This window comes from Sporanaerobacter sp. PP17-6a, from assembly GCF_900095615.1.
GTDB lineage: Bacteria > Bacillota > Clostridia > Tissierellales > Acidilutibacteraceae > Acidilutibacter > Acidilutibacter cellobiosedens.
Genome location: NZ_FMIF01000042.1, coordinates 1 through 26016 on the forward strand (window position 1 = coordinate 1; position 26016 = coordinate 26016).

A 26016-nucleotide genomic window follows, 5' to 3' on the forward strand; every position below is an offset into this window, starting at 1 on the left:
TTATAATAGACTTGTGTCAATTAATCAACTATAGTTTTGAATCGAGTTAAAAATTTATAAATCATTTTTGATTCTTTTGGCACTATAGAAATTTATTAATTAAGTAGAAGGAGACAATAATCATGCCATTTGTAGAATTCGAAAATGTCCGCAAAGTATACCAAAGCGGCGAAGTAAAAGTTGAAGCAATTAGAGGCGTTGACTTTACGATAAACAAAGGAGAGCTTGTTGTCATTGTTGGCCCTTCTGGCGCAGGCAAAACGACGGTTCTGAATATGCTCGGAGGCATGGATACTTGCACATCGGGTGATATCTACCTGGACGGTTCGGAAATAAGTAAATATAACCGTAATCAATTGATACGGTATCGCCGTGAGGATATAGGTTTTGTATTTCAGTTTTATAATCTGGTACAGAATCTGACAGCTGTAGAGAATGTCGAGCTTGCTTCACAAATATGCAAAGATCCTCTTGATGCTGAGAAATGTCTTATTGATGTTGGTCTTGGAGATAGAATGCATAACTTTCCTTCCCAGCTTTCAGGCGGCGAACAGCAGAGGGTTGCCATTGCACGTGCACTTGCCAAAAATCCAAAGTTGTTACTTTGCGATGAACCGACAGGTGCACTTGATTACAAGACGGGTAAAAACATTTTGAAATTATTGCAGGATACCTGCCGTAACAACGGGAAAACTGTGGTTATTATTACTCATAACTCGGCATTTGAAACAATTGGAGACCGGGTGATCCGTATTAATAGCGGTACAGTATCGGAGATACGGGAAAATCAAAATCCCATGCCTGCGGAAAGGATTGAATGGTAATGAAAAGCACAGTATTTCAAAAAAGTTCAACACGGGCTGTAAAAAGTTCCTTAACCCGATTTATATCCATTATCCTTATCTCATTTTTGGGGGCTGGAGTGTTTGCCGGATTAGCAGCGGTTTCTCCCAATATGAAACGTGTCGGGGATGAATACTACGACCGACAAAACGTCATGGACATCCGTATGCTTTCGACGTATGGTTTCACCGATGAAGATGTGAAAGCAATACGCAATACCGACGGTGTTTCAGAAGTTATGGCGAGTTATACGGTGGATGCAACGGGTTCTGTCGGAGATAAGGACTATGCTTTCCGTATAAACGGTTTATCCCAAACAACCGATACTTTCGCTCCTGATTATATGAACCAGTTAAAAATGATAGACGGCCGCTGGCCGAAAAATGACGGAGAGGCAGTAATTATACGTCCGTCCATCGGATTGAAAAATATTGTACTCGGCAGTACCATCTCACTGGACAAAAATTCAAACGGTGATATTCCTGATACGCTGGATCGGTTGAAGTACACCATTGTCGGCGTCGCAGAATCTCCTTATTATTTATCTTTTGTGCAAGGTAACACCTCTGTGGGTAGCGGAATGATTGATTACGTTTTGTATGTACCGCAGAAAAACTTTATCGTGGATGGCTATACGGATATGTATGTGTCTGTGAAAGGCGCAAAAGAACTAAACGCTTTTGAAAACGAATATTTTGACCGTACGGATATTGCTGTAGAGCGACTTGAAACACTTGCCGAAAAACGGCAGACTCTTCGTCATGATGAGTTCCAATCCGATTTGGCTGAGGCAAAGAAAGAATATAATGATGCCGATAAAGAGGCAGATGAAAAGTTGGGGGATGCAAAATCACAGCTCGACGAAGGTGTGAAAACCCTTGAAGACGCAAAAGAAAAATACGTTGATGGAGTGACCGAATATCATAAACAAAAGGCAGATGCCGAACAGCAATTGGCCGATGCCGAAGAAAAGCTTAATGAAGGTGCAAAAGAACTTGAAGAAGCAAACGAGAAATATGCCGATGGGTTGGCTGATTATAATGAGCAAAATGCAGATGTCGGGCAACAATTGACCGATGCCGAAAAAAAGCTTAATGAAGGTACAAAAGAACTTGAAGATGCAAAAGAGAAATATGCCGACGGGTTGGCCGAATATAATGAGCAAAAGGCAGATGTTCAGCGACAATTAGCCGATGCCAAGGCAGAGCTTGAAGATGCTGAGGAAAAAATTGCTGATGGTGAGAAAGAACTTGAAGCAAATCGAAACAGACTTACTTCTGCAAAATCCGAATTGAGAAGTGCCCGGGGAAAGTTTGATAACGGCTGGGCCGATTACGACAAGAAATTAAATGAACTTGAAGATGGAAAAGTAGCCCTTGCAAAAAATAAAGAAACTCTTGATGCAGCTCAAGCACCATACGATGCAGGTGCGGCGGCAGCCGAAAGTGCCATGGGCATGACTATGGAGGAAATAGAAGCCGCACTCCCGTCTATGGAATCCCGGCTTAATGAATCAAAAACGCAGTATGAAACTATTTCTCAGCTTGCAGAGCTGAAAGCAGCAAGAGATGCTTACGAACCTGGGACGCCGGAATACAATGCGCTAAATGAACAATATCAGGCAGCATTACAAGCCGCCGGTCTCACTGAGGGACAAGCTGCTGAACTGATTGCACAGCTTGATGCGATGAAAGCACAGCTTGATGCAGCGCAGGAGCAGTATGACCAACTTGCCGGACTTATAACGATGAAACATACTCTTGCACAGAAATGGGCGGAATACAACGCTGCTGTCTCACAAATAGAGGAAGGTGAAGCACAGCTTACCAATGCCAGACAGACCCTTGACAGCGGTGAAGACGAATATTCCGAAAAGAGTGCAGAGCTTGGGAGTGCCGAAAATCAGCTTTCTCAAGCGAAAGACGAATTAATTTCGGCAAAGCAGGCCTATGACGAGGGGCTTAAGGAATATGATACCAGAAAATCAGAAGCCGATAGGAAACTTGCCGATGCTAAAGCAGAACTTGATGATGCAGCGTCAGAAATTACGGAAGGGGAGGAAAAATTCTCCCAAAAACAGCAGGAGTATAATGATAGAAAGGCGGAAGCCGATAGGAAACTTATTGATGCTAAAGCAGAACTTGACGATGCAGCGTCAGAAATTACAGACGGAGAAAAAGAACTTACTGAAAAGCAGCAGGAGTATAAGGATAAAAAAGCGGAGGCTGATAGGAAACTCACCGATGCTAAAGCAGAACTTAATGATGCAGCGTCAGAAATTGCGAAAGGGGAGAAAGAACTCACTGAAAAGCAACAGGAATATGAAGATAAAAAACTTGAAACCAATAAGGACCTTGCAGATGCAAAGCAAAAAATAGAGGATGCGGAGAACAAGCTTTCCGGTTTAGGTAAACCAAAATGGTATGTCCTTGACAGGCATATGAATGAGGCTTTTGTTACCTATGAAGGCGACACGGAACGTATGCGCGATCTTGCCACCGTGTTTCCGATTGTATTTTTTCTCGTGGCCGCACTGGTATGTCTGACTACTATGACCCGTATGGTGGATGAGGACAGAACCCTTATCGGTACTTTTAAAGCCCTTGGTTACTCAAACGGAAAAATTGCCGGGAGATATTTAAAATATGCTGCTTCTGCCAGCCTGATAGGCAGCATGGGCGGAATATGTGTAGGATTTTGGTTGCTCCCGACCATTATATGGAGAGCCTATGGCATTGTTTTCGCGTTGCCGAAAATGACGCCGGCCTTTTATTTTGACATCGGAGCCATATCGGTTTTTGCGACTGTGTTTATTACGACCCTTTCTACCGGTATTGCGGCAAAAAATTCTTTGAGGGAATCTCCTGCCGAACTTATGCGTCCAAAGGCTCCGAAAAGTGGAAAACGTGTATTTTTAGAGTATGTAAAACCGGTCTGGAGCAGACTTACCTTCACACAAAAGGTAACTGTCAGGAATCTTGGATTAAACAAAAAACGGTTGATGATGTCCCTCGCAGGCATTATTGGTTGTACTGCACTGGTAGTTACGGCTTTGGGTGCGAAAAACGCAGTGAGGGCGATTTTGGATGAGCAATTCCGTGATATATTTCATTACGATGTCACAATCGGTTTCGACGAGGAAAAGCCCTCCGCTGACCTTACTTCCCTCTTATCGGATAAAACATATTTCGATAAATCAACCGAGGTACTTCATAACTCTGCCGAGGCAAGCCTGAAGGACAAGGATAAGGATACCTATAACATTTATGTGGTATCCCCAAAAGAAGCAGAAGAGTTTACGGATTATGTTACTCTTTACGATCCAGAGACAAAGAAAAATCTTTCTTTTACAGACGACAGTGCAGTGATTACTGAAAAACTTTCACTGAATTTGAATGTCGGTGTCGGCGACACGATTTGGGTGAAATATCTGGATAATGATGAGAGATATCCTGTTAAAATTACAGAAATTACGAGAAATTACGCTTCCAACTATGTTTATATTGGTAAAAATGCCTATAAAGCCTCATTCGGTGAAACACCCGAATACAATCAGTTTTTTGCTATTACGGCAAAGAACCGTACCGATGATGAAATAAAGACATACCTGTCCGAAGCTTCCGGTATTGGTGTAATCTCTTTTACGGACGACCTTTTGGGTAATATCAGGACTTCTATAAAGAGTGTGGACAATATCATCTGGATTCTGATTATTGCAGCAGGGGTGCTTGCGTTTGTTGTTCTCTATAATCTGACGAATATCAATATCGGCGAACGTCAGAGGGAACTTGCTACGCTTAAAGTCCTTGGTTTTTATGATAAGGAAACATACAGCTACATTTTTCGTGAAACGGTTATTTTATCGACTGTCGGATGCCTTGTGGGACTGTTGTTTGGTGTCTTCCTTTATCGAGCGGTTGTTACAACCGTAGAGCCGGATATGCTATTTCTTGCCCGTGATCTTACATGGCAGGGTTATCTTGGGGCTGCAATTCTGACAATGTTTTTTACATGGATCGTTAATCAGTGCATGAAACCGAGAATTAGAAACATTGATATGCTGGAATCTTTAAAATCGGTAGATTGAGCTGAATCATAAGTTGAAAAAGTATTTCCGCAAAGGATTGGAGATAACTAAGATGCAAGATATGCCTGCCAAGCAGAACTTTCAGGACATAAAATATAATATATAAATTCTTAAATGCTCATTTGAATTTACTTCAAATGAGCATTTTTATTATATTAAGTTGTTATTGAAAGTTTAGCTAAATTGGACAACTTGGCTGTAAATCAAGTAATGCTCCAAACCTCTGAGAGGCCGTTATAAAACATATCAGAGCTAAAAGTTCAGAAATTTCATTGTCAGTAAATTCTTTTTTTAATTTATTAAAATATTCATCACTAATAGGCTGATTTTTAGAAACAATATCTGCTATTTTGGTAGCAATCAAAATTTTTGAATCAGTTATTCCATCAGAAGGCTTACCTCTAGCCATACAATACTGACATCCATTATTAAAAGCAAGAGTACGTCTTACCTCTTCTTTTAATTCGGTTGTAAATGTATTACTATTGAAAAAACATTCCTCTAAAGAAGACCATTTTTCCAATACATACTTATTATGACCTAATAATTGTTGAAATGGTGAAAGTCCTTCTTGTGAAAAAATTATTTTTGCCATGTTATCTCTCCTCTATAATATATTCTTTAACAATTTATATTATATAAATTATAATATAAATATTGTATTGTAAATGATATATAATATAATAATAAGTATGTCATTTAAAACAATAATTTATGAGGGGGAGTACAAATGAAATTAGATGAAATAGATGTGCTAATTTTACAAGAGTTACAGAAAGAAAGCAGATTATCTATAAGAGAATTATCCAGACGTGTAAATCTTTCGCCGCCATCTGTTACTGAAAGAGTAAGAAGACTCGAAGATAATGGGGTCATTGAAGGATATACAATTAAAATAAATAAAAAGAAACTTGGATTGTATATTGATTGTATAATTAAGGTAACTATGAGAAATGGGCAGTATGAAAAATTTAAGATATTTATTAAGGAGTATAAACAAAGCGAATGGTGTTATAGAATTGCTGGGGATGGATGCTTTTTAGTCAAATTATCAATTAGATCTTTAAATGATATAGAAGAATTTATAAATGATATATCTTCATATGCAATGACAGAAACCATTATAGCATTGTCAGAAGTAACAATAAATAATAATATTAAAAAATATCTTTAATATTAAATGAAAAATGATTTGTAAAGATGGACTACTTAATTTTATTGATATTATTTCTTATATGCAATAGAAGGGTCGATTAGTATTTTTTTAAATAGATTTAAAAATTAATTTGGACACTTTTGATTCCTCATTCGTTATATAAGTGAAAGCATTAATCGAGGATGTGAGATGATAATGAATGTGTATTTGGTTTATCAAAAATATAATAAAGATTTTGTTTCCTTTGCAAAATCAATTACTTACAATGAAGATCGAGCTGTAGATTTAGTTCAAGACACCTATGTGGCTGCATTGGAAAGAGAAGAAATATTTGCAAATATGAACGAGTATCAAATTAAAGGTTGGTTTTTTACAACCATTAAGAATAAGAACATCGACAATATTAGGAAGCAAGCTAAATTGACTTACTTAGAAAATGATGAAATATTTGAAGGATATGGAGACTTTGAAGAAAGCGCAGTTATAAGAATACTATTAGAAAAGTTACCCCCAAATAACAGAAGAGTGCTGTTACTGAAGTATAAAATGAGTTTAAATAGTAGTGAGATAGGTAAAATATTAGGTATCTCCCCATCTACAGTCCGTTCTCGATTAAGTGCGTCATTAAAAATATTAAAAAATAGATTATGGGAGGAATAAAAATGTCAAAGATTATAGGTATAGGAATGTTAGATGTTAGAAATATTTCTGAGGATTTAGCTCAGGAAATAACAAAGATTGAGGATATTGGGACACTTGTAGAAAGTGATGAATCTCGGGTACTTTTAAAAAATTGTGAAAAAATAAATGTTGCCAGTACTATAAAAGTACCAAAAGAAATAAATATCATAATTCAAAACGGGAAAATGAAAGTAGACAGAGATTATTTAGAAGGATTAGTGAAATCCGTATCTATTATGGTGAACGGAATTCTGACTTTTGAAAATGACATTGATATCAAACTATTTGATGATAAGGTTTATTCCGTTTTGCTGAATGGTAAATTGATATGTACTAAGAGATTGGCTGTGGCTGTTCAGTCTAAAGGGATAATTAACGGAAAAATCGTCAACTATAATAACGACTACAAATTTTTCAGCGGAAATTTCAAGTTGACGAATAGTTTTCTAAAGAGTTTAAAATCGGATTCGAAGTTAGCATTTGAGCAATTAATCATTATCGACGACATTGACATAAAGCTATTAAAGGAGAAGATATCTAATATTCAGATTTTAGATAAGGTAGTAATGCTTGATGAATATGAAGATGAAATTTCTCCATATATTGATGAATATTATACGGTGAACAAGACTTTAATTCCTCAAGGGTCCGGAGGAGTTCAATATATAGATGGGGATATTTCCATAGATGATATTTCAATAAGAAAATACGACCATAATGTTTTATATGTAGACGGAGATGCGGAAATATATTTGAAGGATAATATAGTGTTTGACCAATATATTGAGCATTTGATTTGTGATGCGGTTGTATGCGACGAAAAAACTTATGAGATTATCAAGGATGGTTTAGACAAAAATGTGGAGGTAGAAATAATCAAAGGAAAGTTGTTGAACAATAAAGGAAAGCTTATATTATCAGGAAATTTAGAAGAGGAAGTAACTATAAGGAATATGGGGAAACTTATCTTTGATGAAAATCTTGACTATGAGAAATTCAATGAAAATGTTGCATCGATAATTAACTATGGACTTATTGAAGTACCGGAAGACAAACTTAATACGGTAAATAATAAGATAACAGATAATTATGGAAAGATAATGACACCAAAAGAGGAAAAAGCTGAAGAATCAAACGATGATACGGAGAAGATACTTTATGGGAATGTAGCGGAACTGAAGTTGTAAAAAAGATGAAACAAGTAAAAGAAGGGGTTGCGGATGTTTTATTACAACAATATATTTATTTTTTCAGAAATAATATTAAATGAAGATATTGGATTAAAAGAATATAAAAAATTAGAATATAGATGGTATAGAAAATATATCACAAGGAACGCATAAGAGAACTGGCATGATTCTTAAAAAGATAGGTACTGTATAAGAATAAAAACTAAATAGCTTAATTTTACGGTTGCCAAAACTATTTCATACGTTAAATGATTAGTTTTGGCAATAGTTTTAATGAAAGCATGATTTGTTTGACACAAAAGTCAATTTGTATTATTATAACCTGTAGTTATAGCGGAATATTATGATAGTTTTAGGATTACATATTATGTCTAATATATTACATAAAGAAGGAGGAACCGATAAATGAACGAAGAAAAATTATTGTCTTATATGGAAGAAAAACATTTGGACGGATTTTTTGTAGCCAAAAAGGAGAATGTACGTTTTATAAGCGGTTATACAGGAGATGATAGTTATCTTCTTATAACAAGGTCAAATTATTATTTCCTCACGGATCCCAGATATACGGAACAGGCAGCCATAGAGTGCCCTCAATATAAAGTAGTAAATTGGAGAGAAAAAGGCAACACAATAGGAGATAAGGTTAGCGAACTGATGGCAGAGAACAAACTTTCTACTTTAGCCTTTGAGGCGGATAGAATGAATTTTGCCGATTACCAGACATTTAAAGAGACTTTTAAAGGAGAATTGATTCCTGAAACAGATGTCATTGAAAAAATGCGTCAGGTTAAAAGTCCTCAGGAAATTGAATATCAGAGGGCAGCGTGCGAGATATCCTGCCGTGCTTTAGAAAAACTCCTCCCGGAAATCAGGGTAGGGGTAACAGAAAAAGAATTGGCAGCAAAATTATCTTTATATATGGTTATGGAAGGTGCCGATACTATGCCGTATGGTAATATTTTGATTTCCGGCGCAAGAACTTCACTTTTGCATGGAATTCCTTCAGAAAAGGCGGTCGAATATGGCGATTTTGTTCTGATGGATTTTGGCTGTCAGGTACACGGCTACATGTCTGATATGACAAGAACCGTTGTGGTGGGGAAAGCAACAGCTAAACAAAAAGAGGTATATGAGCTGGAAAAAAAGATGGTAGAAGATTGTCTTGCCATAACAAAAGCCGGAGTTACCGGAAGAGAGATTTATCGTGAATCTTTAAAAGCCTTGGAAGGAACGGAGTACATGGGATACCAATACACAAATATCGGCCATGGCATAGGGCTTTTTGTTCATGAAGGGCCATTTTCGTCAGAGGCAGACCTGACTAAGCTAATGTCCGGAAATGTAAGGACCATAGAACCTGGAATATATATTCCAGAATGGGGAGGCGTAAGAATCGAAGATCAGATACTTGTAACAGAGGACGGGTATGAGAATATGGTTCGTTTCACACATGACTTGATAGAATTATAAAAAAGGAAAGCAGAACTTATACGGATTTTGCTAATATAAATACGGGAGGCATCAGAAATATAAGGGAGAAAGGATAGATAAATATGAAAGAATTATGCGTGATTGGTAGCGGAAATATGGGAAAGGCTATTGTAAAAGGGATCTTAAAAGCAGGTCTTTTGGAAACGTCTCAGGTCATAGTTACAGATATTAATGAGGAAAAGGTAAAGAGGATAGAAAAGGAATTGAGCATTAGTGGAAGCTGTGACAACCAGAAAGCAGCGGCCGAAAGTCATATTGTAATATTAGCGGTTAAGCCGCAGTTTTACAAAGGTATAATAAAAAGCATACAGAATGTAATTAAACCTGAAACAATCATTGTTTCAATTGCTCCCGGAGAGACGTTGGAAAAATTAGAAAGAGGATTTAAAGAAGGAGCCAAAATTATCAGAGCTATGCCTAATACTCCAGCTATGGTACTTGAAGGAATGACCGCTTTATGTGGAAATTCTAATGTAACGAAGATTGAAATGGAACACATAAAAAAACTGTTCAATGGGTTTGGAAGAGTAGAGGAAGTCCCGGAATATATGATGAATTCAGTTGTAGGAATAAGTGGAAGTTCTCCGGCTTATGTATGTCTGCTGATTGAAGCTATGGCTGATGCGGCAGTAAAAGAAGGAATGAATAGGCAGCAGGCCTATACATTTTCTGAACAGGCAGTTATGGGAAGCGCGAAGCTTCTATTGGAGACAGGCATGTCTCCCAGTGAGTTAAAAGACATGGTATGCTCCCCCGGTGGCACCAGCATTGAAGCTGTCAGTGTCTTAGAAGAAAAAGGTTTCAGAGGCAGTGTAATAAAGGCGGTTGAAGCATGTGTGAAAAAATCAATGGAATTATAAAAGAAAACGAGGACGGCTATACTTTGGAATGCTTTAACTTGGTAACCAGGATGGGGGAGATGATGCTTCTTAACGGAGGAGAAATTTTCAGGACTGATCAGGCCATGCGCTATGCGGCAGAAGCACTGGGGTTGAAAGAATTTAATGCTTATGTAATTGCAAACGGGATTTTTGCTTCAATTGTTGTGAATGGGAAGTTTTATTCCAGTCGTATTTGTGCTGTCCCATTGGCACCTATTATGTTGTGTCGGGTAGAGGCTCTTAATAATCTTTCACGCCGAATTGCTGGTGGAAAGTGTAGCTCTATTGATATTAAAAGGGAATTGGAACGGATTGAAAAGATGAATTCTTCAGGCAATTTACTAAAGATTCTTGCTTCCGGCTGTGGAAGTGCCAGCTTTTGTTATTTGTTTAAAGGTAGTATAACGGATTCGTTGGTAGCCTTAGTCGGAGGTATGGTTCTATATATTTTTCTAATTTTTGGGGTTCCAAAAGCGAATTTGCCGAAAATTATGGTAAATATTATCGGAAGTCTTCTGGTTTCCCTTACATGCTGCGGTCTCTACAGTATAGGTTTTGGGAATAACCTGGATCGAATTATCATAGGATCGATTTTTCCGCTAGTTCCGGGGATACCATTAACGAACTCCATAAGGAATTTCTTGGAAAATGACTACTTATCAGGGATAATAAGGCTTATGGATACACTTTTAACTGCAGGCTGCATTGCCATGGGAGTTGGTATTGCTATGAAAATATGGAGCATGATAAGGGGAGGAATTTTTTAATGAAAATGGCAATGCAAATAATAATGGCTTTTACAGGTACTGTTGCATTTTCCATACTCTTCAACGTTCCAAAAAAGTACTACTTTTTCTGTGGACTTACTGGAAGTGTGGGATGGAGTGTATATCTAATAATTAACCATTACTTTCATAACTCGATTTTAGCTACATTTATCGCCAGCATGATATTGACAGCTATGTCTCGCATTCTTTCCGTAAAATGCAAAGCATCAACTACCCTGTTTCTTCTGTGCGGGATATTTACATTAGTTCCCGGTGCCGGTATTTATTATACGGCTTACTACATTTTTATTAATGCGGGACATGAGGCTATGTTAAAAGGAATTGAAAGTATTAAAATTGCTCTGGCAATTTCACTCGGGATTGGAGTTGCCTATTCAATACCAGCAAAGGTATTTGGATGGGAGCAGGAATCTGAAGTGTGGAATGAGATAGAACGCAGATCCAAAAAGTCTAATAAATAAGGACTTTAAGATATAAAAATATTAGTAAAGAAAGGGTGGCCGTGCTATGAGCAATGCATATTTTAAAATTGAAACGTCCAAAAATAAGCATGTGAGCAGTTATACTCTGAGAACAGGGGAAAGAGGCAGTTTGAAAAAAAGAACTGAAAGATGCAGTTGAAGCCGCAATGACTTAAATATATACTTTCAGTTGGAGTTAGTAGGTTACGAGGACGAAGAAGCTGGAAACCTGTGCTTTTATCCGTGGGTGGTTTACTTTTGAAAATCAGTATGATATAATATCTAAAAATAAAATGATTGGAGTTGAAAAGATGATTAACTTTTGTTGCTAATTGTTTATATGAAGCATAATAAAAGGACGGGGCATAAAAATATTTTTTATTTTATTGTGCTTATGCAAGAAAGTTAATTATTTTTCACTCAGATAATATATCCTCGTTATACCCCTAATAGGGGTTGGTTTCACTGTATTTTTGAGCTGTAAGAATTGACTTTCTTACAGCTATTATTTTTATACAGGAGGATAGATTTATGTCTTTAATAAATGTTAAGAATCTGACCTTTGGTTATGATGGCAGTTATGATAACATATTTGAAAACGTAAGCTTTCAAATAGATACCGATTGGAAATTAGGATTTACGGGAAGAAACGGCAGAGGAAAGACAACATTTCTTAATTTGCTGCTTGGTAAATATGAATACAGTGGTACTATTTCTGCAGATGTCGGTTTTGAATATTTTCCTTTTAATATAACAGACAAGAAAGATATGACTATTGATATAGTCAATGAAATTTTTCCCGACTATCTTCAATGGAAATTGATGCGTGAATTTTCATTGCTGCAAATTGCTGAAGATGTTTTATATCGTCCCTTTGATTCATTATCCTACGGAGAACAGACTAAAGTGTTGCTTGCCGCTTTGTTTCTTAAAGAAAATAATTTTTTATTAATTGATGAGCCGACCAATCACCTTGATATGAATGCAAGAAAACTTGTTAGTGACTACCTAAATACCAAAAAAGGATTCATTCTGGTATCCCACGACAGAGGGTTTCTTGATAATTGTATTGATCATATACTTTCAATCAATAAGACGGATATTGAAATACAAAAAGGAAATTTCTCCAGTTGGTGGGAAAATAAAAGAAAACAAGATAATTTTGAGCTTTCGGAAAACGAAAAGCTTAAAAAAGACATCAACCGCCTATCTAATGCTGCTAAGCGAGCGGGTAGTTGGTCAGACAAAGTGGAAAAAACAAAGAAAGGGACAAGAAATTCCGGTTTAAAGCCTGATAAGGGTTATATTGGTCATAAGGCGGCTAAAATGATGAAGCGTTCCAAGTCCATCGAAAACAGACAACAAGCTGTTATTGATGAAAAGTCGAAGCTTCTTAAAAACATCGAAAGTTCAGACAGCCTTAAAATTTCTCAACTCGTTTATCATAAAAACCGGCTTGCAGAACTTGAGAATGTTTCAATTTTTTATGGTGATAAAACGGCTTGTAAAAATGTTAGCTTTACTATTGAACGAGGGGATAGAATTGCGATTATAGGTAAAAATGGTTCGGGCAAATCGAGTATTTTAAAACTTGTTTGTGGTGAAGGCGTGAATTATACAGGTGTTTTTAGGGAAGAAAGTCAGCTTAAAATATCCTATGTTTCCCAAGATACTTCTTATCTTCAAGGCAATTTAACTGACTACGCTTCAAATAATAATATTGATGAAAGCCTTTTTAAAGCAATTTTAAGAAAGCTTGATTTTTCCAGGGAACAATTTGAAAAAGATATGTCGTCTTTTAGCGGCGGACAAAAGAAAAAGGTCCTGATTGCAAGAAGTCTGTGTGAGAAAGCGCATTTATATGTCTGGGATGAGCCTCTTAATTTTATTGATATTATCTCCCGCATACAAATAGAAGAGTTAATCCTTGAATATTTACCAACTTTATTATTTGTGGAACATGACAGTGAATTTTGCAAAAATGTTGCCACAAAGATTGTTGAATTATGAATTTAACATATGGCATGAAAAGATTAGGTGTTCCTTTATCTTTAAAGTTTTCTTGTAAAAGAGGATTTTCATTTTGTTTGCAGAATAATATTCATGAACAAAAAATACTATTATGAAAGGAGTTGGACGTTATGAGAGCAATAACTAATAATAGGGACCTTTTGACGAATGGAGGAAGTGTATTTAACTAAAAATGGCTTTATCCATTGGCGAAAGGTACCTTAAACGAATAGATTAAAAGACAAATAATTGGAGGTATCAAATGATGTCAATGGAAAATCGAAATGTTTCAGAGAAAAATGTGTTTAACTGGATAGAAGAAAAATTAATGCCTAAATCATGTACATCAGAGGAATTTATTTACAATGAAATGGAGTCACAATCTGAATATAGTTTACCCATTATATATCAGCCCTTTGATGCTTCAAAAATATCTCACTGGAAAGATAGGGGACAACTTTACGACTTTCTTTATTCGACTGACGGAGAAGGGAAAATTTTATTAGATTTCGGACCGGGAGACGGTTGGCCTTCATTGATCGTTGCTCCATATGTAAAAAAAGTTATTGGAATAGATTCATCAGTAAAGAGAATAGAAGTTTGTACAGAAAATGCAAAGAGAATGGTAATAACGAATGCTGAGTTTATAAAATATACGGTAGATACAAAACTTCCTTTTGATGACAATACATTTGATGGAATAATGGCAGCTTCATCTATTGAGCAGACACCGGACCCGAAAAAAACCGTAGAGGAATTATATCGGGTACTAAAACCAAAAGGAAGATTAAGAATTTATTATGAAGTATTGAGCGGCTATAGAAACGGGCAAGAACAAGATATATGGATTTCAGAAATTAAGGACAATCTTTGTAAGATAATATTATATAATAGGAATATTGAGAAAGAATATGCAGTTCAATATGCATTGACAATTGCCATGTCAAAGAAAGAAGTTGTAAAACAACTGTCTGCAGAAGGTGAGGTCTCGTTTAATCAAATAACTGTACCGTATTTAGAAGGTATAAGGCGTAAAATCATTAATTCACAAGTATGTAAAACGATCCATCCATCCGGAAAAACTTTTGTTTCTTGGTTAAGGGATATAGGTTTTAAAAAAGTAATTCCCACTTATAATGGTGGCATAGCCGCTGCAAAATTGTTTGGTCAATATTCGGATGAAGATAGACCGAAAGATCTTGCTTCAATAGATGATATTATTAAAAAAGTAGTAAGAGTCGCAATACAATTTGAAGCCCCGACATATATTGATCCGTTTATTACAGCCATTAAGTAAATATGATATAAATTTGAGGATACCGTTACGGTATCCTTTTTGATTGTATCTATACAATAACTCCCGGTTATGCCTCGGCTTGTATATTTCCGTGAAAAGAAATACAATATAGTTATGGAGGTGTTATGCGTGGATTATATAGCGACAAAAGAAGCAGCGAAAAATTGGGGAATCACAGACAGAATGGTAGTATACCATTGCTCCGCCGGGCGGATTAAGGGAGCTAAAAAAATAGGGAATACGTGGCTTGTTCCGGATGATGCGGAAAAACCAGCTGATGGAAGGTATAAAACCGGTAAAGCAAAGGATGGTAAAAATAAATGAAACGGATATTTTTGGTTGAGGATGATAAGGCAATCGCTAAAAACCTTATACTTTTGCTCCGCTCGGAGGGATTTGCAGTCACTCACGCCTCTACGCGGGGTGACGCCCTTGCCGCGCTTGCCGGGAATAAATTTGACTTGGCGTTGATTGATATTTCTTTGCCTGACGGAAATGGCTTTACGGTTTGTACGGAAATCAAAGAAACGCAAGATGTTCCTGTTATCTTTCTGACGGCTTCCGGCGATGAAGCAAGTGTTGTTACCGGACTGAACATGGGCGCGGACGACTATATCACCAAGCCTTTTCGTCCCCGGGAATTGATTGCACGAATCAGAACCGCCTTGCGAAAAAGCGGACGTTCTCCATCGGCTTTTGAAATATGTGGGCTTTATGTCGATACGGCAAGCGGCATTGTGAAAAAAAACGGCAATGAGGTTTTTCTTTCGACTTTAGAATACCGCTTGTTGTTGGTGTTTATTAACAACCCGAAAAGTATTATCACGAGGGTCAGGCTACTTGACGAATTGTGGGATGCAGCGGGCGAGTTTGTCAATGATAATACATTGACCGTGTATATCAAGCGCTTGAGGGAGAAGATAGAGAACAACCCAGCGAATCCGCAAATCATTCTGACCGTTCGCGGGACGGGGTATAGATTGGGGGGCGGGTATGCTTCGGAATAGAGAGTTTCAGCAGTTTGCCATTTTGTTCTCCTTAATAGCCGCCGCTGCTGTAACGCTGGGATTTGCAATCAATAGGTTGGCTGGAATCCTTGCCGTTGCTTCTGCCGCCGCCTTTGGAGCAGCGTTTTTTGCGTTTACCAAAGCCCGATACAAAAGCATTGCGCGGATTTCAGATCAAATCGATCTTGTGCTTCATAATGCCGACCATTTGTATATTGGTGAATCGGACGAGGGTGAACTTTCTATTCTGCAAAGCGAGATAACAAAAATGACGCTGCGTATTCGAGAGCAAAACGACGCGCTGAAAAAAGAAAAAGAACATCTTGCTGATTCGCTGGCCGACATAGCTCACCAACTCCGCACCCCTCTCACATCCGTAAACCTTATTCTATCATTGTTGGAGAATAACCCTGACGAAAATGAACGGAAAGCATTGATACGGGAAACAAAGGAATTGTTTGTACAAATGGATTGGCTGCTTACTTCTCTGTTGAAATTATCCCGTCTGGACGCGGGCATTGTGGTGTTCCAAAGCGAGCAGATAGATGTAAACGCTCTTGTGTGCGCCGCGCTTCGTCCGTTCATAATTTCAATGGAACTGCACGATATTGCTTTGCAAACAGACGTGCCAAAAGGGATAATCATTCAGGGCGATTCAGGTTGGCTTTCGGAAGCGATTCAAAACATCCTCAAAAATTGCATGGAAAGTGCAGGCGATAACGGGAAGATTGAGATTGTCTGCAGGTCCAACCCATTATTTACCGAAATTACCATCCACGACAGCGGCAGGGGCTTTGAGAAAGAAGATTTACCCTGCCTGTTTGACAGGTTTTATCGTGGGAAAAACTCAGGTGCGACAGGATACGGGATCGGCTTGGCTCTCTGCAAGATGATTATAACACGGCAGGGAGGGACGATTACCGCAAAAAATCACCCCCAGGGCGGCGCGATATTTGCCATTCGTTTCCCAAAGTGACGAATCTCTCACCTAAAAGTCACCGAGATGTAAGCTGAAGGTTCTATTATATAGGTGAACCAAGAGAAAAGGAGGCTCACATAATGGAGTTTTTAAAAATTGAAAATCTATGTAAGGTCTACGGCAAGGGCGAAAACCAAGTTACCGCCCTTGACCATGTTTCGCTTACAATCGAAAAAGGGGGATTTACCGCAATCATCGGCTCATCCGGCTCCGGCAAATCTACGTTGCTTCACATCATCGGTGGCGTGGACGTGCCGACAAGCGGAAAGGTGTATTTGGACGGGCAGGATGTATATACCCAAAGCAATGAAAAACTCGCCATTTTCCGCAGGCGGCAGGTCGGACTGATTTACCAGTTTCACAACCTCATTCCCACTCTGAATGTGGTGGAAAACATCACTTTGCCTATACTGATGGACAAACGGAAGATCAACGAGGAACGGCTGAATGATTTGTTGGATTTGCTTGGGCTAAAAGACCGCAAAACACATTTACCCAATCAGCTTTCAGGCGGTCAGCAACAGCGCGTTGCCATAGGACGCGCTTTGATGAATGCTCCGGCGGTCATGCTTGCCGACGAACCCACAGGCAGTTTGGACAGCCGAAATGGACATGAAATCATCAAACTGCTGAAAGAAAGCAATAAAAAATATGGGCAGACTTTGCTCCTCGTCACCCATGATGAAAATATCGCCCTGCAAGCAGACCGCATTATCGGCATATCAGACGGTAAAGTAACGCGGGATGAGAGGATGGTGCGACCATGAACATTTTTAACAAAGTCACCCTGCAAAGCATGAAAAAAAGCCGTACCCGAACGATTGTCACGATTATCGGAGTTGTTCTGTCCGCCGCCATGATTACGGCAGTCGCTACCTTTGGTGTTTCCTTGCTGGACTATATGGCGAAGGGCGCAGCCGCAAAATACGGCGATTGGCACGTTGCGTTTCTGGATGTTGATTCTTCCTTCGTAGCGAAACAGGCAAGTAACGACAAAGTTGCAAACACCGTAACATTTGAAAATATCGGCTACGCAAAACTTGACGGCGGGAAAAATCCTAATAAGCCGTATCTCTTTATAGCTGGATTCAGCAAGGAAACCTTTGATGCCTTGCCCGTGACCTTACTTTCGGGCAGACTTCCTGAAAATAGCGGGGAAATTCTTGTCTCGGGAAAAACTGCGACAAACGGTGGTGTTTCCTATACGGTGGGCGATACGGTTTCCCTGTCTGTGGGAAGTCGCATGAATGGAAATAAGGAACTCGCTCAGAATGATCCGTACACATCAGGGGCCGAAACGCTTGTACCACGTGGAGAGAAAACATATACGGTTGTCGGTATTTGTGGAACACCCGTTTTTGAGGAAGACTCCGCGCCGGGATATACCTTGATCACAATATCGGATACCGTAGAGACGGCAGACGATCTCAGCTTGTTTATCACTCTGAAGAATCCTCGTCAGGTTCATTCCTACGCGAGTACTGAGGCGGCTGGCCATGCTTACATCCTGAATCATGATGTGTTGCGCTTCATGGGCCTCGATTCATCCGATAAGATTTTTAATGCGCTCTTGTACTCAGTGGGCGGCATTGTGGTTGCCATTATCATGATTGGCTCGGTTTTTTTGATCCACAATTCCTTCAGTATCTCATTGAACGAGCGTACACGGCAGATAGGGATTCTTGCCTCCGTGGGGGCCACGACAAAGCAATTGCGGAATTCGGTACTTTTTGAAGGGCTTTGCATTGGTGCAGTCGGCATCCCAATCGGCATTCTCACAGGCTTGGGCGGCATCCGGCTTGTGATTTCCGTTGTATCAGGGAACTTTGGGAGCATTTTCTACTCTGGCGTTCCCTTAACCCTGCATGTGTCAGTTCCCGCAATTGTCGGTGCAGCGACGGTTAGTCTGGTCACGATTTTGATTTCGGCCTATATCCCGGCCATGAAAGCTGCCAGTACGCCGGTAATGGAGTGTATCCGCCAGACGAACGAAGTGCAGGTGGAAGCGGGAGCCGTAAAAACATCAAAACTGGTGCAGCGCATGTGCGGTCTGGAAGGAACCCTTGCGCTGAAGAATTTCAAGAGGAACAAAAAACGTTACCGCAGCATTGTACTGTCACTTGTTTTAAGCGTCGTGCTGTTTATATCGACCAGTGCTTTTGTAACAGATTTGAAGCAGACGATGGCACAGGCATTGTCAGTTACCACTTATGACATTGGTTTCGGAACGAAGGATATGGACGACGGCGAAATGATTCAACTCTATAACAAGCTGAAAACCGCCGATGGTGTTACCGGAAGCTCCTATCAGGCTGTTATGAAGTATTCCTGCGTTGTTCAGGCAGACGAACTCTCAAACGATTACTGGGAATCCGCAGGGGGATCTTCGCCGGGCAAAACGGTAGAACTGCCAATAGAGATCCAGTTCCTTGATGACAGCACATATCTGAACCTCATTAAGAGCGCGGGTCTGTCCGCAGAGGACTATACCGGGGAAAACACAAAAATGATTGCCGTTGCCAAAATACAGACTGGCAGCAATGAGAAGAAGGGAAAAAAAGAAGTCAACGAGTTTCGTAATATGTTCAAGAGTTCTTCCGTGGAGGCTGACCTGATCCCCGAAACAAATGGGGAGCTGAATAAGGATTATGGACAAAGCGCAAGCATTACCTGTGTCGAAGTCGTGGGTCCGGACATACCTCCGACGACAGAAGTCTCCGATCAGCGGACATATTTTTTTCAGGTGATGGCGCCTTGGTCGCTGAAAGAGAAAATTGCCCCTCCTGATGCCTCTGTAGATGTCAGAGTCAAAGGCTTGACCTTTCAGTCCGAAAACCCGTCACAGTCTGTTGCTGAAATGAAAACGATGATACAGGGTGCGGGGATTACATCCGCGTATATGCTGTTGAATATGTCTGAGGTGATGGATGAAAACCGGAATTATATCTTCATTTCCAACGTGTTCGCTTATACGTTTATCGTCATGATTTCGCTGATTGCGGTTGCCAATGTGTTTAACACGATTTCCACCAACATCCGACTGCGCCGACGGGAGCTCGCCATGCTCAAGTCCGTGGGTATGTCCGACCGTTCTTTCAATAGAATGATGCGTTTTGAGTGTGCCTTTTATGGCATGAGAGCGCTGCTTGTCGGACTTCCATTGGCGATCGTCTTCTCCTGGCTGATTTATAAAGGGATGATCATCGGCGGAGCGGACGGTATCAATTTTGTGTTGCCGTGGGCCAGTATCGGAATCAGCGTGTTTAGCGTGCTTCTTGTAATCTTTGTCACCATGATGTATGCCGTCAGTAAGATCAGAAAAGAAAATATCATTGACGCACTCCGGGATGATATGGCTTGATTCAAAAAAGTCTGATTCCTGGACAAGGATATTCCGGTAGTAGATATAAAAATTGTTATTATATAGGTAAACGAAATGTGCTTGCGTGGTATTATGCCCCGCAAGCACATTTCGTTTATATGACTTCGAGACAAATTGTCCCGAGATGCGCATATCGCACAAGGGGACGGTTCTTTTGTGCTGTTTTTATTGTATAATTTTACTCTATACTAAATAAAACATTGATAAATTATAACTATTAGAATATTATTTTTATTTATATATAATAATAGGTAGAAATAAAAGCAAGGGGGATTTTTAAATGAATGAAGAACATTTATTTGAAGAAATAAGTACAGCAGTAGTAGATATGGAAGATGAGTTAGTTGAAAAACTCTGCAAAGAATCCTTGACATTTTCAATTCCTGCAGAAAAAACGATTACAAGAGGTTTATTATCGGGAATGAATAAAGTCGGACAACTTTATGAAGAACATGAATATTTTCTTCCTGAAGTACTTACTTGTTCTGATACTTTGAATATAGGGTTGGATATTTTAAGACCTCATATAAAAACCGAGATTGCAGATAATCCTATTAAAGTAGTTATAGGAGTTGTGGAAGGAGATACTCATGACATCGGGAAAAATTTAGTCAAAATAATGACCGAATCGGCAGGAATTGAAGTACATGATTTAGGCAGAGATGTACCCCTTGAAAGATTTATAGCTGTGGCGGAAGAGACAAAGGCGGATTTTATTTGCATGTCTACTTTGATGACAACTACTATGATGGGAATGAAGACCGTAATAGATATGTTAAAGAAAAAGAACATAAGGGACAAATATAAAGTAATGGTTGGAGGAGGACCCATTTCTCAAAAGTTTGCCGACGAAATAGGGGCAGATGCTTATGCCGTTGATGCTAATTCCGCAGTAAAAAAAATGAAGGTTATAGCAGCAAATAATTAGATTGGGGGACTAAAATTGAAAGATGATCAAATGACACCAAAAGAGAGAATGTCGGCTTTTGCACAAGGACTTGAAACAGATCGGATTCCGTGTGTCCCGGACATGGGGGTTATCATGGTTCCACTCATAGGGATGACTTTAAAAGACTATTATCATTCGGCGGAAGGAATGGCAGAAGCCGTAATAGAGTCATTTAAAATATTAAGACAAGATGCAGTAAGTATTACTACTACTTTAAGGGGAATTGCCGAAGCAATGGGTTCAAAGATTTGCTACCCGGAAAACAATATTTCATTTTTAGATACTCCCGTTGTAAAAAATATTGATGAAATAGAAAATTTGAAACCTTGCAACCCCGAAAAAGACGGCAGACTTCCGCTGGTATTTAAAGCAGTAAGAATTGTAATTAAGGAAATTGGTCATGAGGTGGATGTTGGATTGTCTATGCCGGGGCCGTTTACTACTGCTGCGTCGGTGGTGGGTACTGAAAATTTATTGAAGTGGATGTTGAAATATCCTGATAAGATTCATACATTGCTTGAAATAATAACGGAATCTAACAATCGATTTATAGAAAAGGCTGTAGATATAGGTGTAGGGGTAGGAATATCGGAACCTATTTCATCCACGAGCTTAATAAGTGCCAAACAATTTAAAAATTTTTCTGCTCCGTATATTAAAAAGAATGTAGATAAAATGAAGTCATTAACAGGACACAGTATGGGAATACATATTTGCGGTAAAAGCAAAGATATTTGGGAATCGGTTATGGACACGGGAGTTTCAAGTTTTAGCATAGATAATGCGGAAGATCTTGAAGAGGCCAAAAAAATAATGGGTGACAGAGTTACAATATTGGGTAATGTTCCTCCTGTTGACGTAATACAGAGGGGCACCAAGGAAGATGTACTGAAATCGGTAAAAGAATGTATCAGAAAAGCTTATAACAGCAAAAAAGGGTATATTCTTGCATCAGGATGTGAGATACCTATGTATACTCCAATGGAAAATATCGAAGCATTAATTGATGGAACAAGGATATATGGAAGTTACCCTATCAAAGAAGAACTGTTATTTAATGGAGATTAAGGAATGAAAAATATGACTCAAAAGGAAAGATTATTAAAAATTTTAAGAGGTGAAAAAGTGGACAGGCCCCCGGTTATATGCCCCGGAGGTATGATGAATGCCGCGGTTACGGCTATTTTAGAAGGAATAAAAGCTAATCATAATACAGATTTGGATGCTATGGTATCTGCTGCAATTAAGGTCCATGAAATTGTAGGGTTTGAAAATTACGGTGTTCCCTTTTGTATGACATGTGAATCAGAACCATTCGGTGTAATTATCAGCGAAGGAGACAAAGAAAATGAGCCGAAGATAGTGGAGTATAATCAATCAGACGTAGAAGATATAATGGAATCTTTCGACTCGGAATCATCGGTAAATTTAAGAGTCCAAACTGTAATCGAAGCTATCGGAAGGTTAAAAAACGATAAAGTGCCTGTTATAGGGAATATTACGGGTCCCATAAGCACAGCCACATCTGTTGTGGATCCCCTTAAGTTATTAAGAATGTTAAAAAAACAACCGGAGAGAGCATATAAATTTATTGAATATATAAATGATTATCTCATAGAATATGCTAAAAAGATGGTAAAAGCAGGAGCTGATGTCATTACCGTGTCGGATCCTACGGCAACGGGAGAAATATTGGGAAAGAGAAATTTTGATAAATTTGCAATGCCTATGTATACTAAGTTTTTAAAAGTCATGAAAGATATTGATACTCCCGTAATAATTCATATATGCGGTGATACAAAAAATATAATCTATAGTTTGAATTTGCTGGAAGCAAACGCCCTTAGTTTTGATTCTATGGTAAATATGAGATTTGTAAAATCTAAAATTAATACAAGATTAATGGGAAACATAAGTACACTTCTGTTACAGAACGGACCTCTGGAAAAAATTATATCATTTACCAAAAATGCCATAGATTCCGGAGTGGATATTGTGTCCCCTGCATGTGGACTGGACATGTCAACTCCTGTTGAAAACCTTAAGGCAATGACGGAATGTGTGAAAGGAAGTATATAATGCCCATAGTTAAATTCATTAATGAGAATATAAGTATTGAAGTAAAAAAAGGCACTGTTTTATTGGATGCCATCAGAAAGGCTGGATTAAGCATTGAGGCTCCATGTAATGGTATGGGAATTTGCGGTAAATGTAAGGTAGTTGCAAAAGGAAAATTATCTACTCCTGATGCAAAGGAGAAAAAATTTATAGATGAAAATAAATCTGAAAGACTGTCCTGTATGGCATTAGTATTTGGAGATACGGAAGTAGGGATTTTAAAAAATGAAGAAAGATTAAAAACAGTAAATAAAGGTTTTAGTATTGATGTTCCTGTAGACAGCCCTGTTAAAAATATAAAACTTCCTGGTATTTGTAAAGACAATCCTTTACCGTATGCCGATTATCTCGGATATCATTTTAATTCCCCGGAGTTATATAAAAAAATAAGCCTCATAGAAGAAAATAATCCAGAAGAAATATGGGGAATAGTGTATGACAACAAATTATTAGATATTACAACATATAAAAAGAACATATTGGGGGTGGCTATAGATGTTGGAACAACAGGTGTTTCCTGCTATCTAATAGATTTGTCAAATGGAGAAATAATAAAAAAATTATCCTTTTTAAATCCTCAGATTCAATACGGCGGGGACGTGCTTACAAGGATTACATACTGTATGGAAAATAAATCAGGAACAGATAAACTCCATGAACTTATAGTTAACGAAATAAATAATTCAATAAAAAGTTTAACAGGAAATATTTATAATATAGATGATATTTATTATATTACTGTTTCTGCCAATACTACTATGAATCATCTTTTACTTGGGATTAATCCAGAGTCATTAGCTAAATTTCCTTATAGGGCTGTATTTCTAAGAACAGATGACATCAAAGCAAAGGATATATCCATTGAAGCCAATGATGAAGCTGTGCTTACGGTAATTCCGTCTATTTCTTCCTATGTAGGAGGGGATATAGTATCAGGCATCATGGCATCGGACTTTCAAAATAATAAAGAAGCTGTTTTTATAGATATAGGAACAAACGGAGAAATTGCGGTTTTAAAAAACGGGGATATAATATCTACCTCTACTGCAGCGGGGCCTGCCTTAGAAGGAATGAATATAGAATGCGGATGCCGTGCAAAGGAAGGTGCTATAGAAACCTTTGATATAGATGAAGAATTTAATGTTAATTATACCGTAATAGGGAACGAAAAACCCATAGGGATTTGTGGGAGCGGACTTATAGATATAGTAGGAGCATTAGTTAAAAGAAATATACTTCAGAAATCCGGAAGATGGAGTAAAAATTTAGATTCTAAGATAGCCTGGAGATTAGCAGATAAGAAATTTTATATAACAGACGATGTATATATTTCTCAAAAAGATATAAGACAAATTCAATTGGCAAAGGGAGCCATAGCTTCAGGTATGATTTTACTCTTGGATGAAATAGGATTAGACATACAAAAAATACCGACCATATATATTGCAGGGGCTTTCGGATATCATATTAATCCCGATAATATAAAAACAATAGGGCTTATTCTTAAGGGATTTAGGGGAGAAATAAGATTTTTGGGGAACACTTCCTTAGAAGGCGCAAGACTTGTTTTGATAAATAAACAATGCCTTAAAAAGGCATATTACATAAGCAAAAATGTAAAGACGTTGGAATTGTCTCTTAAAGAAAATTTCCAGGATGTTTTCATATCCCAATTAAATTTTTAGAAGGTGATAATATGGAAACTATAAATATTTTTAAATGTATCGGAAATGAAATAGATATAATACCGGATAAATTATTGGAAAAGTTAAAGATATCATATGAAACCGCAAATAACAGGGCTTCCGAAATGGCGATGCTATCAGAATTGATTAAAGAAGAAAATAAAAAAGGATATTGCAGATTGCCTTTTTGCCATACTGTAGAAGCAGAGGCCTTTGGTTCTGAAGTTATATTTAATCAAAGGGTAGGAAACAGAATCGGAAAATATAGAATTGAAGATATGGATTCAATTGGCAGCATACAGCAAATTGATTTAAATAAGGGGAGGATATCTGAGGTTTTAAAAGCGGTAAGTATTCTAAAAAAGAATGGAGAGAATGTAGTGCTTGATATCGGCGGTCCCATAAGTATAGCTACATCTGTTATGGACAGTCAATTGTTTTATAAAATTCTCCGAAAAGATAGACATAAAATAGATTCATTGTTAAAACTGATTGAAAATAGTGCGGTTGAATACATATCGGAAGGGATAAAACGAAGCGCGGATATTATTTCTTTTGCCGATCCGGCGGGAACCATAGACATAGTTGGGCCTAAAATTTATAAGGAATTATCGGGAAAGGCTACATATAACATATTAAAAAGAATAGAGAACGGGTTGGGAAAATCCGTTGTCCATCTTTGCGGGAAAACATCTACTTCCCTTGAGGCTATAGGATTTCTGGAAAGTGAAATAATTGAGACGGAAGGGGAAGATTATTTCCAAATGATTCAAAATGCGAAGCTAAAAAGAAAGGACATAAAGTTTATTGGACATTGGTGTTTAAAGACGGATAAGTTTAAAAATCAAGTAGTTGTTTGCAATATTAAATGAAGAGGAAAATATGGACGAGAACTTATCTATATATATTTATAAAATATATAGTTTTGTAATAAGTTTATGTTAATATGTTTGTAACGAAATGAAAATGAACATAAAAATTGGAAGTTGTAAATTTTTATAAAATTTC

22 protein-coding genes are annotated in these 26016 nt (G+C 38.1%); 21 read left to right on the forward strand and 1 reads right to left on the reverse strand.

Features of this window, described 5'->3' with window-relative positions; translation table 11 throughout:
• The first annotated feature begins 122 nt into the window (after window positions 1–122).
• Entirely contained in the window at window positions 123–824 is a 702-nt protein-coding gene (locus PP176A_RS14725; RefSeq protein ID WP_071141233.1) for an ABC transporter ATP-binding protein, read from the forward strand.
• Complete coding sequence (locus PP176A_RS14730) at window positions 824–4930, forward strand: FtsX-like permease family protein (RefSeq protein ID WP_071141234.1); 4107 nt, start codon at window positions 824–826, stop codon at window positions 4928–4930. The genes PP176A_RS14725 and PP176A_RS14730 overlap by 1 nt, the downstream gene beginning before the upstream one ends.
• A gap of 178 nt (window positions 4931–5108) precedes the next feature.
• Here PP176A_RS14730 and PP176A_RS14735 read toward each other — a convergent pair whose 3' ends face one another.
• A complete protein-coding gene (locus tag PP176A_RS14735) occupies window positions 5109–5525 on the reverse strand; it encodes a carboxymuconolactone decarboxylase family protein (protein WP_071141235.1) in 417 nt (138 codons plus the stop codon).
• Between the two features lie 135 nt (window positions 5526–5660).
• On the opposite strand from PP176A_RS14735, the gene PP176A_RS14740 reads away from it, so the two are divergent.
• The 19 genes from PP176A_RS14740 to PP176A_RS14830 all read left to right on the forward strand — a co-directional run bounded on the left by PP176A_RS14740 (window position 5661) and on the right by PP176A_RS14830 (window position 25880).
• Window positions 5661–6104: an Lrp/AsnC family transcriptional regulator gene (locus PP176A_RS14740; protein WP_071141236.1), complete on the forward strand. Its 444-nt coding sequence runs from the start codon at window positions 5661–5663 to the stop codon at window positions 6102–6104.
• 177 nt (window positions 6105–6281) lie between these two features.
• Window positions 6282–6746: an RNA polymerase sigma factor gene (locus tag PP176A_RS14745; protein WP_071141237.1), complete on the forward strand. Its 465-nt coding sequence runs from the start codon at window positions 6282–6284 to the stop codon at window positions 6744–6746.
• Between the two features lie 2 nt (window positions 6747–6748).
• Complete coding sequence (locus tag PP176A_RS14750; RefSeq protein ID WP_071141238.1) at window positions 6749–7954, forward strand: hypothetical protein; 1206 nt, start codon at window positions 6749–6751, stop codon at window positions 7952–7954.
• 408 nt (window positions 7955–8362) lie between these two features.
• Window positions 8363–9430, forward strand: coding sequence for a M24 family metallopeptidase (locus PP176A_RS14755; RefSeq protein ID WP_071141239.1), 1068 nt, complete (start codon window positions 8363–8365; stop codon window positions 9428–9430).
• Between the two features lie 83 nt (window positions 9431–9513).
• Window positions 9514–10311 (forward strand): pyrroline-5-carboxylate reductase, encoded by a 798-nt coding sequence (gene proC / locus PP176A_RS14760; RefSeq protein ID WP_071141240.1) that lies wholly within the window; start codon window positions 9514–9516, stop codon window positions 10309–10311.
• Window positions 10284–11099: a threonine/serine ThrE exporter family protein gene (locus tag PP176A_RS14765; protein ID WP_071141241.1), complete on the forward strand. Its 816-nt coding sequence runs from the start codon at window positions 10284–10286 to the stop codon at window positions 11097–11099. Before proC ends, PP176A_RS14765 begins: the two co-directional genes overlap by 28 nt.
• Entirely contained in the window at window positions 11099–11581 is a 483-nt protein-coding gene (locus PP176A_RS14770) for a threonine/serine exporter family protein (RefSeq protein ID WP_071141242.1), read from the forward strand. The genes PP176A_RS14765 and PP176A_RS14770 overlap by 1 nt, the downstream gene beginning before the upstream one ends.
• A gap of 531 nt (window positions 11582–12112) precedes the next feature.
• Complete coding sequence (locus PP176A_RS14775) at window positions 12113–13591, forward strand: Lsa family ABC-F type ribosomal protection protein (RefSeq protein WP_071141243.1); 1479 nt, start codon at window positions 12113–12115, stop codon at window positions 13589–13591.
• A 262-nt stretch (window positions 13592–13853) separates the two neighbouring features.
• On the forward strand, window positions 13854–14888 hold the full coding sequence (locus PP176A_RS14780) for a class I SAM-dependent methyltransferase (protein WP_083382001.1): 1035 nt from the start codon (window positions 13854–13856) through the stop codon (window positions 14886–14888).
• Between the two features lie 129 nt (window positions 14889–15017).
• Window positions 15018–15212, forward strand: coding sequence for a DNA-binding protein (locus tag PP176A_RS14785; RefSeq protein WP_071141245.1), 195 nt, complete (start codon window positions 15018–15020; stop codon window positions 15210–15212).
• Window positions 15209–15895 (forward strand): response regulator transcription factor, encoded by a 687-nt coding sequence (locus PP176A_RS14790; RefSeq protein WP_071141246.1) that lies wholly within the window; start codon window positions 15209–15211, stop codon window positions 15893–15895. Before PP176A_RS14785 ends, PP176A_RS14790 begins: the two co-directional genes overlap by 4 nt.
• Window positions 15882–16871 (forward strand): sensor histidine kinase, encoded by a 990-nt coding sequence (locus PP176A_RS14795; protein WP_071141247.1) that lies wholly within the window; start codon window positions 15882–15884, stop codon window positions 16869–16871. The genes PP176A_RS14790 and PP176A_RS14795 overlap by 14 nt, the downstream gene beginning before the upstream one ends.
• Window positions 16872–16954: 83 nt before the next feature.
• On the forward strand, window positions 16955–17641 hold the full coding sequence (locus tag PP176A_RS14800; protein ID WP_071141248.1) for an ABC transporter ATP-binding protein: 687 nt from the start codon (window positions 16955–16957) through the stop codon (window positions 17639–17641).
• Window positions 17638–20235: an ABC transporter permease gene (locus PP176A_RS14805; RefSeq protein WP_071141249.1), complete on the forward strand. Its 2598-nt coding sequence runs from the start codon at window positions 17638–17640 to the stop codon at window positions 20233–20235. The genes PP176A_RS14800 and PP176A_RS14805 overlap by 4 nt, the downstream gene beginning before the upstream one ends.
• A 301-nt stretch (window positions 20236–20536) precedes the next feature.
• Entirely contained in the window at window positions 20537–21184 is a 648-nt protein-coding gene (locus PP176A_RS14810) for a corrinoid protein (protein WP_071141250.1), read from the forward strand.
• A gap of 15 nt (window positions 21185–21199) precedes the next feature.
• Entirely contained in the window at window positions 21200–22273 is a 1074-nt protein-coding gene (locus PP176A_RS14815; protein WP_143037703.1) for a uroporphyrinogen decarboxylase family protein, read from the forward strand.
• A gap of 3 nt (window positions 22274–22276) precedes the next feature.
• On the forward strand, window positions 22277–23284 hold the full coding sequence (locus PP176A_RS14820) for a uroporphyrinogen decarboxylase family protein (protein WP_071141251.1): 1008 nt from the start codon (window positions 22277–22279) through the stop codon (window positions 23282–23284).
• The gene (locus PP176A_RS14825) at window positions 23284–25008 is read left to right on the forward strand and encodes an ASKHA domain-containing protein (protein WP_071141252.1); all 1725 of its coding nucleotides are present in this window, start codon (window positions 23284–23286) and stop codon (window positions 25006–25008) included. Before PP176A_RS14820 ends, PP176A_RS14825 begins: the two co-directional genes overlap by 1 nt.
• An 11-nt stretch (window positions 25009–25019) precedes the next feature.
• Window positions 25020–25880, forward strand: a complete 861-nt coding sequence (locus tag PP176A_RS14830; protein ID WP_071141253.1) for a uroporphyrinogen decarboxylase family protein — start codon at window positions 25020–25022, stop codon at window positions 25878–25880.
• The last annotated feature ends 136 nt before the right edge of the window (window positions 25881–26016 follow it).

Excerpts from the sequence above, each read along its gene's own strand:
- PP176A_RS14725 (WP_071141233.1), top strand. The coding sequence starts at position 123 with ATGCCATTTGTAGAATTCGAAAATGTCCGCAAAGTATACCAAAGCGGC.
- PP176A_RS14730 (WP_071141234.1), top strand. The coding sequence starts at position 824 with ATGAAAAGCACAGTATTTCAAAAAAGTTCAACACGGGCTGTAAAAAGT.
- PP176A_RS14735 (WP_071141235.1), bottom strand. The coding sequence starts at position 5,525 with ATGGCAAAAATAATTTTTTCACAAGAAGGACTTTCACCATTTCAACAA.
- PP176A_RS14740 (WP_071141236.1), top strand. The coding sequence starts at position 5,661 with ATGAAATTAGATGAAATAGATGTGCTAATTTTACAAGAGTTACAGAAA.
- PP176A_RS14745 (WP_071141237.1), top strand. The coding sequence starts at position 6,282 with ATGAATGTGTATTTGGTTTATCAAAAATATAATAAAGATTTTGTTTCC.
- PP176A_RS14750 (WP_071141238.1), top strand. The coding sequence starts at position 6,749 with ATGTCAAAGATTATAGGTATAGGAATGTTAGATGTTAGAAATATTTCT.
- PP176A_RS14755 (WP_071141239.1), top strand. The coding sequence starts at position 8,363 with ATGAACGAAGAAAAATTATTGTCTTATATGGAAGAAAAACATTTGGAC.
- proC (WP_071141240.1), top strand. The coding sequence starts at position 9,514 with ATGAAAGAATTATGCGTGATTGGTAGCGGAAATATGGGAAAGGCTATT.
- PP176A_RS14765 (WP_071141241.1), top strand. The coding sequence starts at position 10,284 with ATGTGTGAAAAAATCAATGGAATTATAAAAGAAAACGAGGACGGCTAT.
- PP176A_RS14770 (WP_071141242.1), top strand. The coding sequence starts at position 11,099 with ATGAAAATGGCAATGCAAATAATAATGGCTTTTACAGGTACTGTTGCA.
- PP176A_RS14775 (WP_071141243.1), top strand. The coding sequence starts at position 12,113 with ATGTCTTTAATAAATGTTAAGAATCTGACCTTTGGTTATGATGGCAGT.
- PP176A_RS14780 (WP_083382001.1), top strand. The coding sequence starts at position 13,854 with ATGATGTCAATGGAAAATCGAAATGTTTCAGAGAAAAATGTGTTTAAC.
- PP176A_RS14790 (WP_071141246.1), top strand. The coding sequence starts at position 15,209 with ATGAAACGGATATTTTTGGTTGAGGATGATAAGGCAATCGCTAAAAAC.
- PP176A_RS14795 (WP_071141247.1), top strand. The coding sequence starts at position 15,882 with ATGCTTCGGAATAGAGAGTTTCAGCAGTTTGCCATTTTGTTCTCCTTA.
- PP176A_RS14800 (WP_071141248.1), top strand. The coding sequence starts at position 16,955 with ATGGAGTTTTTAAAAATTGAAAATCTATGTAAGGTCTACGGCAAGGGC.
- PP176A_RS14805 (WP_071141249.1), top strand. The coding sequence starts at position 17,638 with ATGAACATTTTTAACAAAGTCACCCTGCAAAGCATGAAAAAAAGCCGT.
- PP176A_RS14810 (WP_071141250.1), top strand. The coding sequence starts at position 20,537 with ATGAATGAAGAACATTTATTTGAAGAAATAAGTACAGCAGTAGTAGAT.
- PP176A_RS14820 (WP_071141251.1), top strand. The coding sequence starts at position 22,277 with ATGAAAAATATGACTCAAAAGGAAAGATTATTAAAAATTTTAAGAGGT.
- PP176A_RS14825 (WP_071141252.1), top strand. The coding sequence starts at position 23,284 with ATGCCCATAGTTAAATTCATTAATGAGAATATAAGTATTGAAGTAAAA.
- PP176A_RS14830 (WP_071141253.1), top strand. The coding sequence starts at position 25,020 with ATGGAAACTATAAATATTTTTAAATGTATCGGAAATGAAATAGATATA.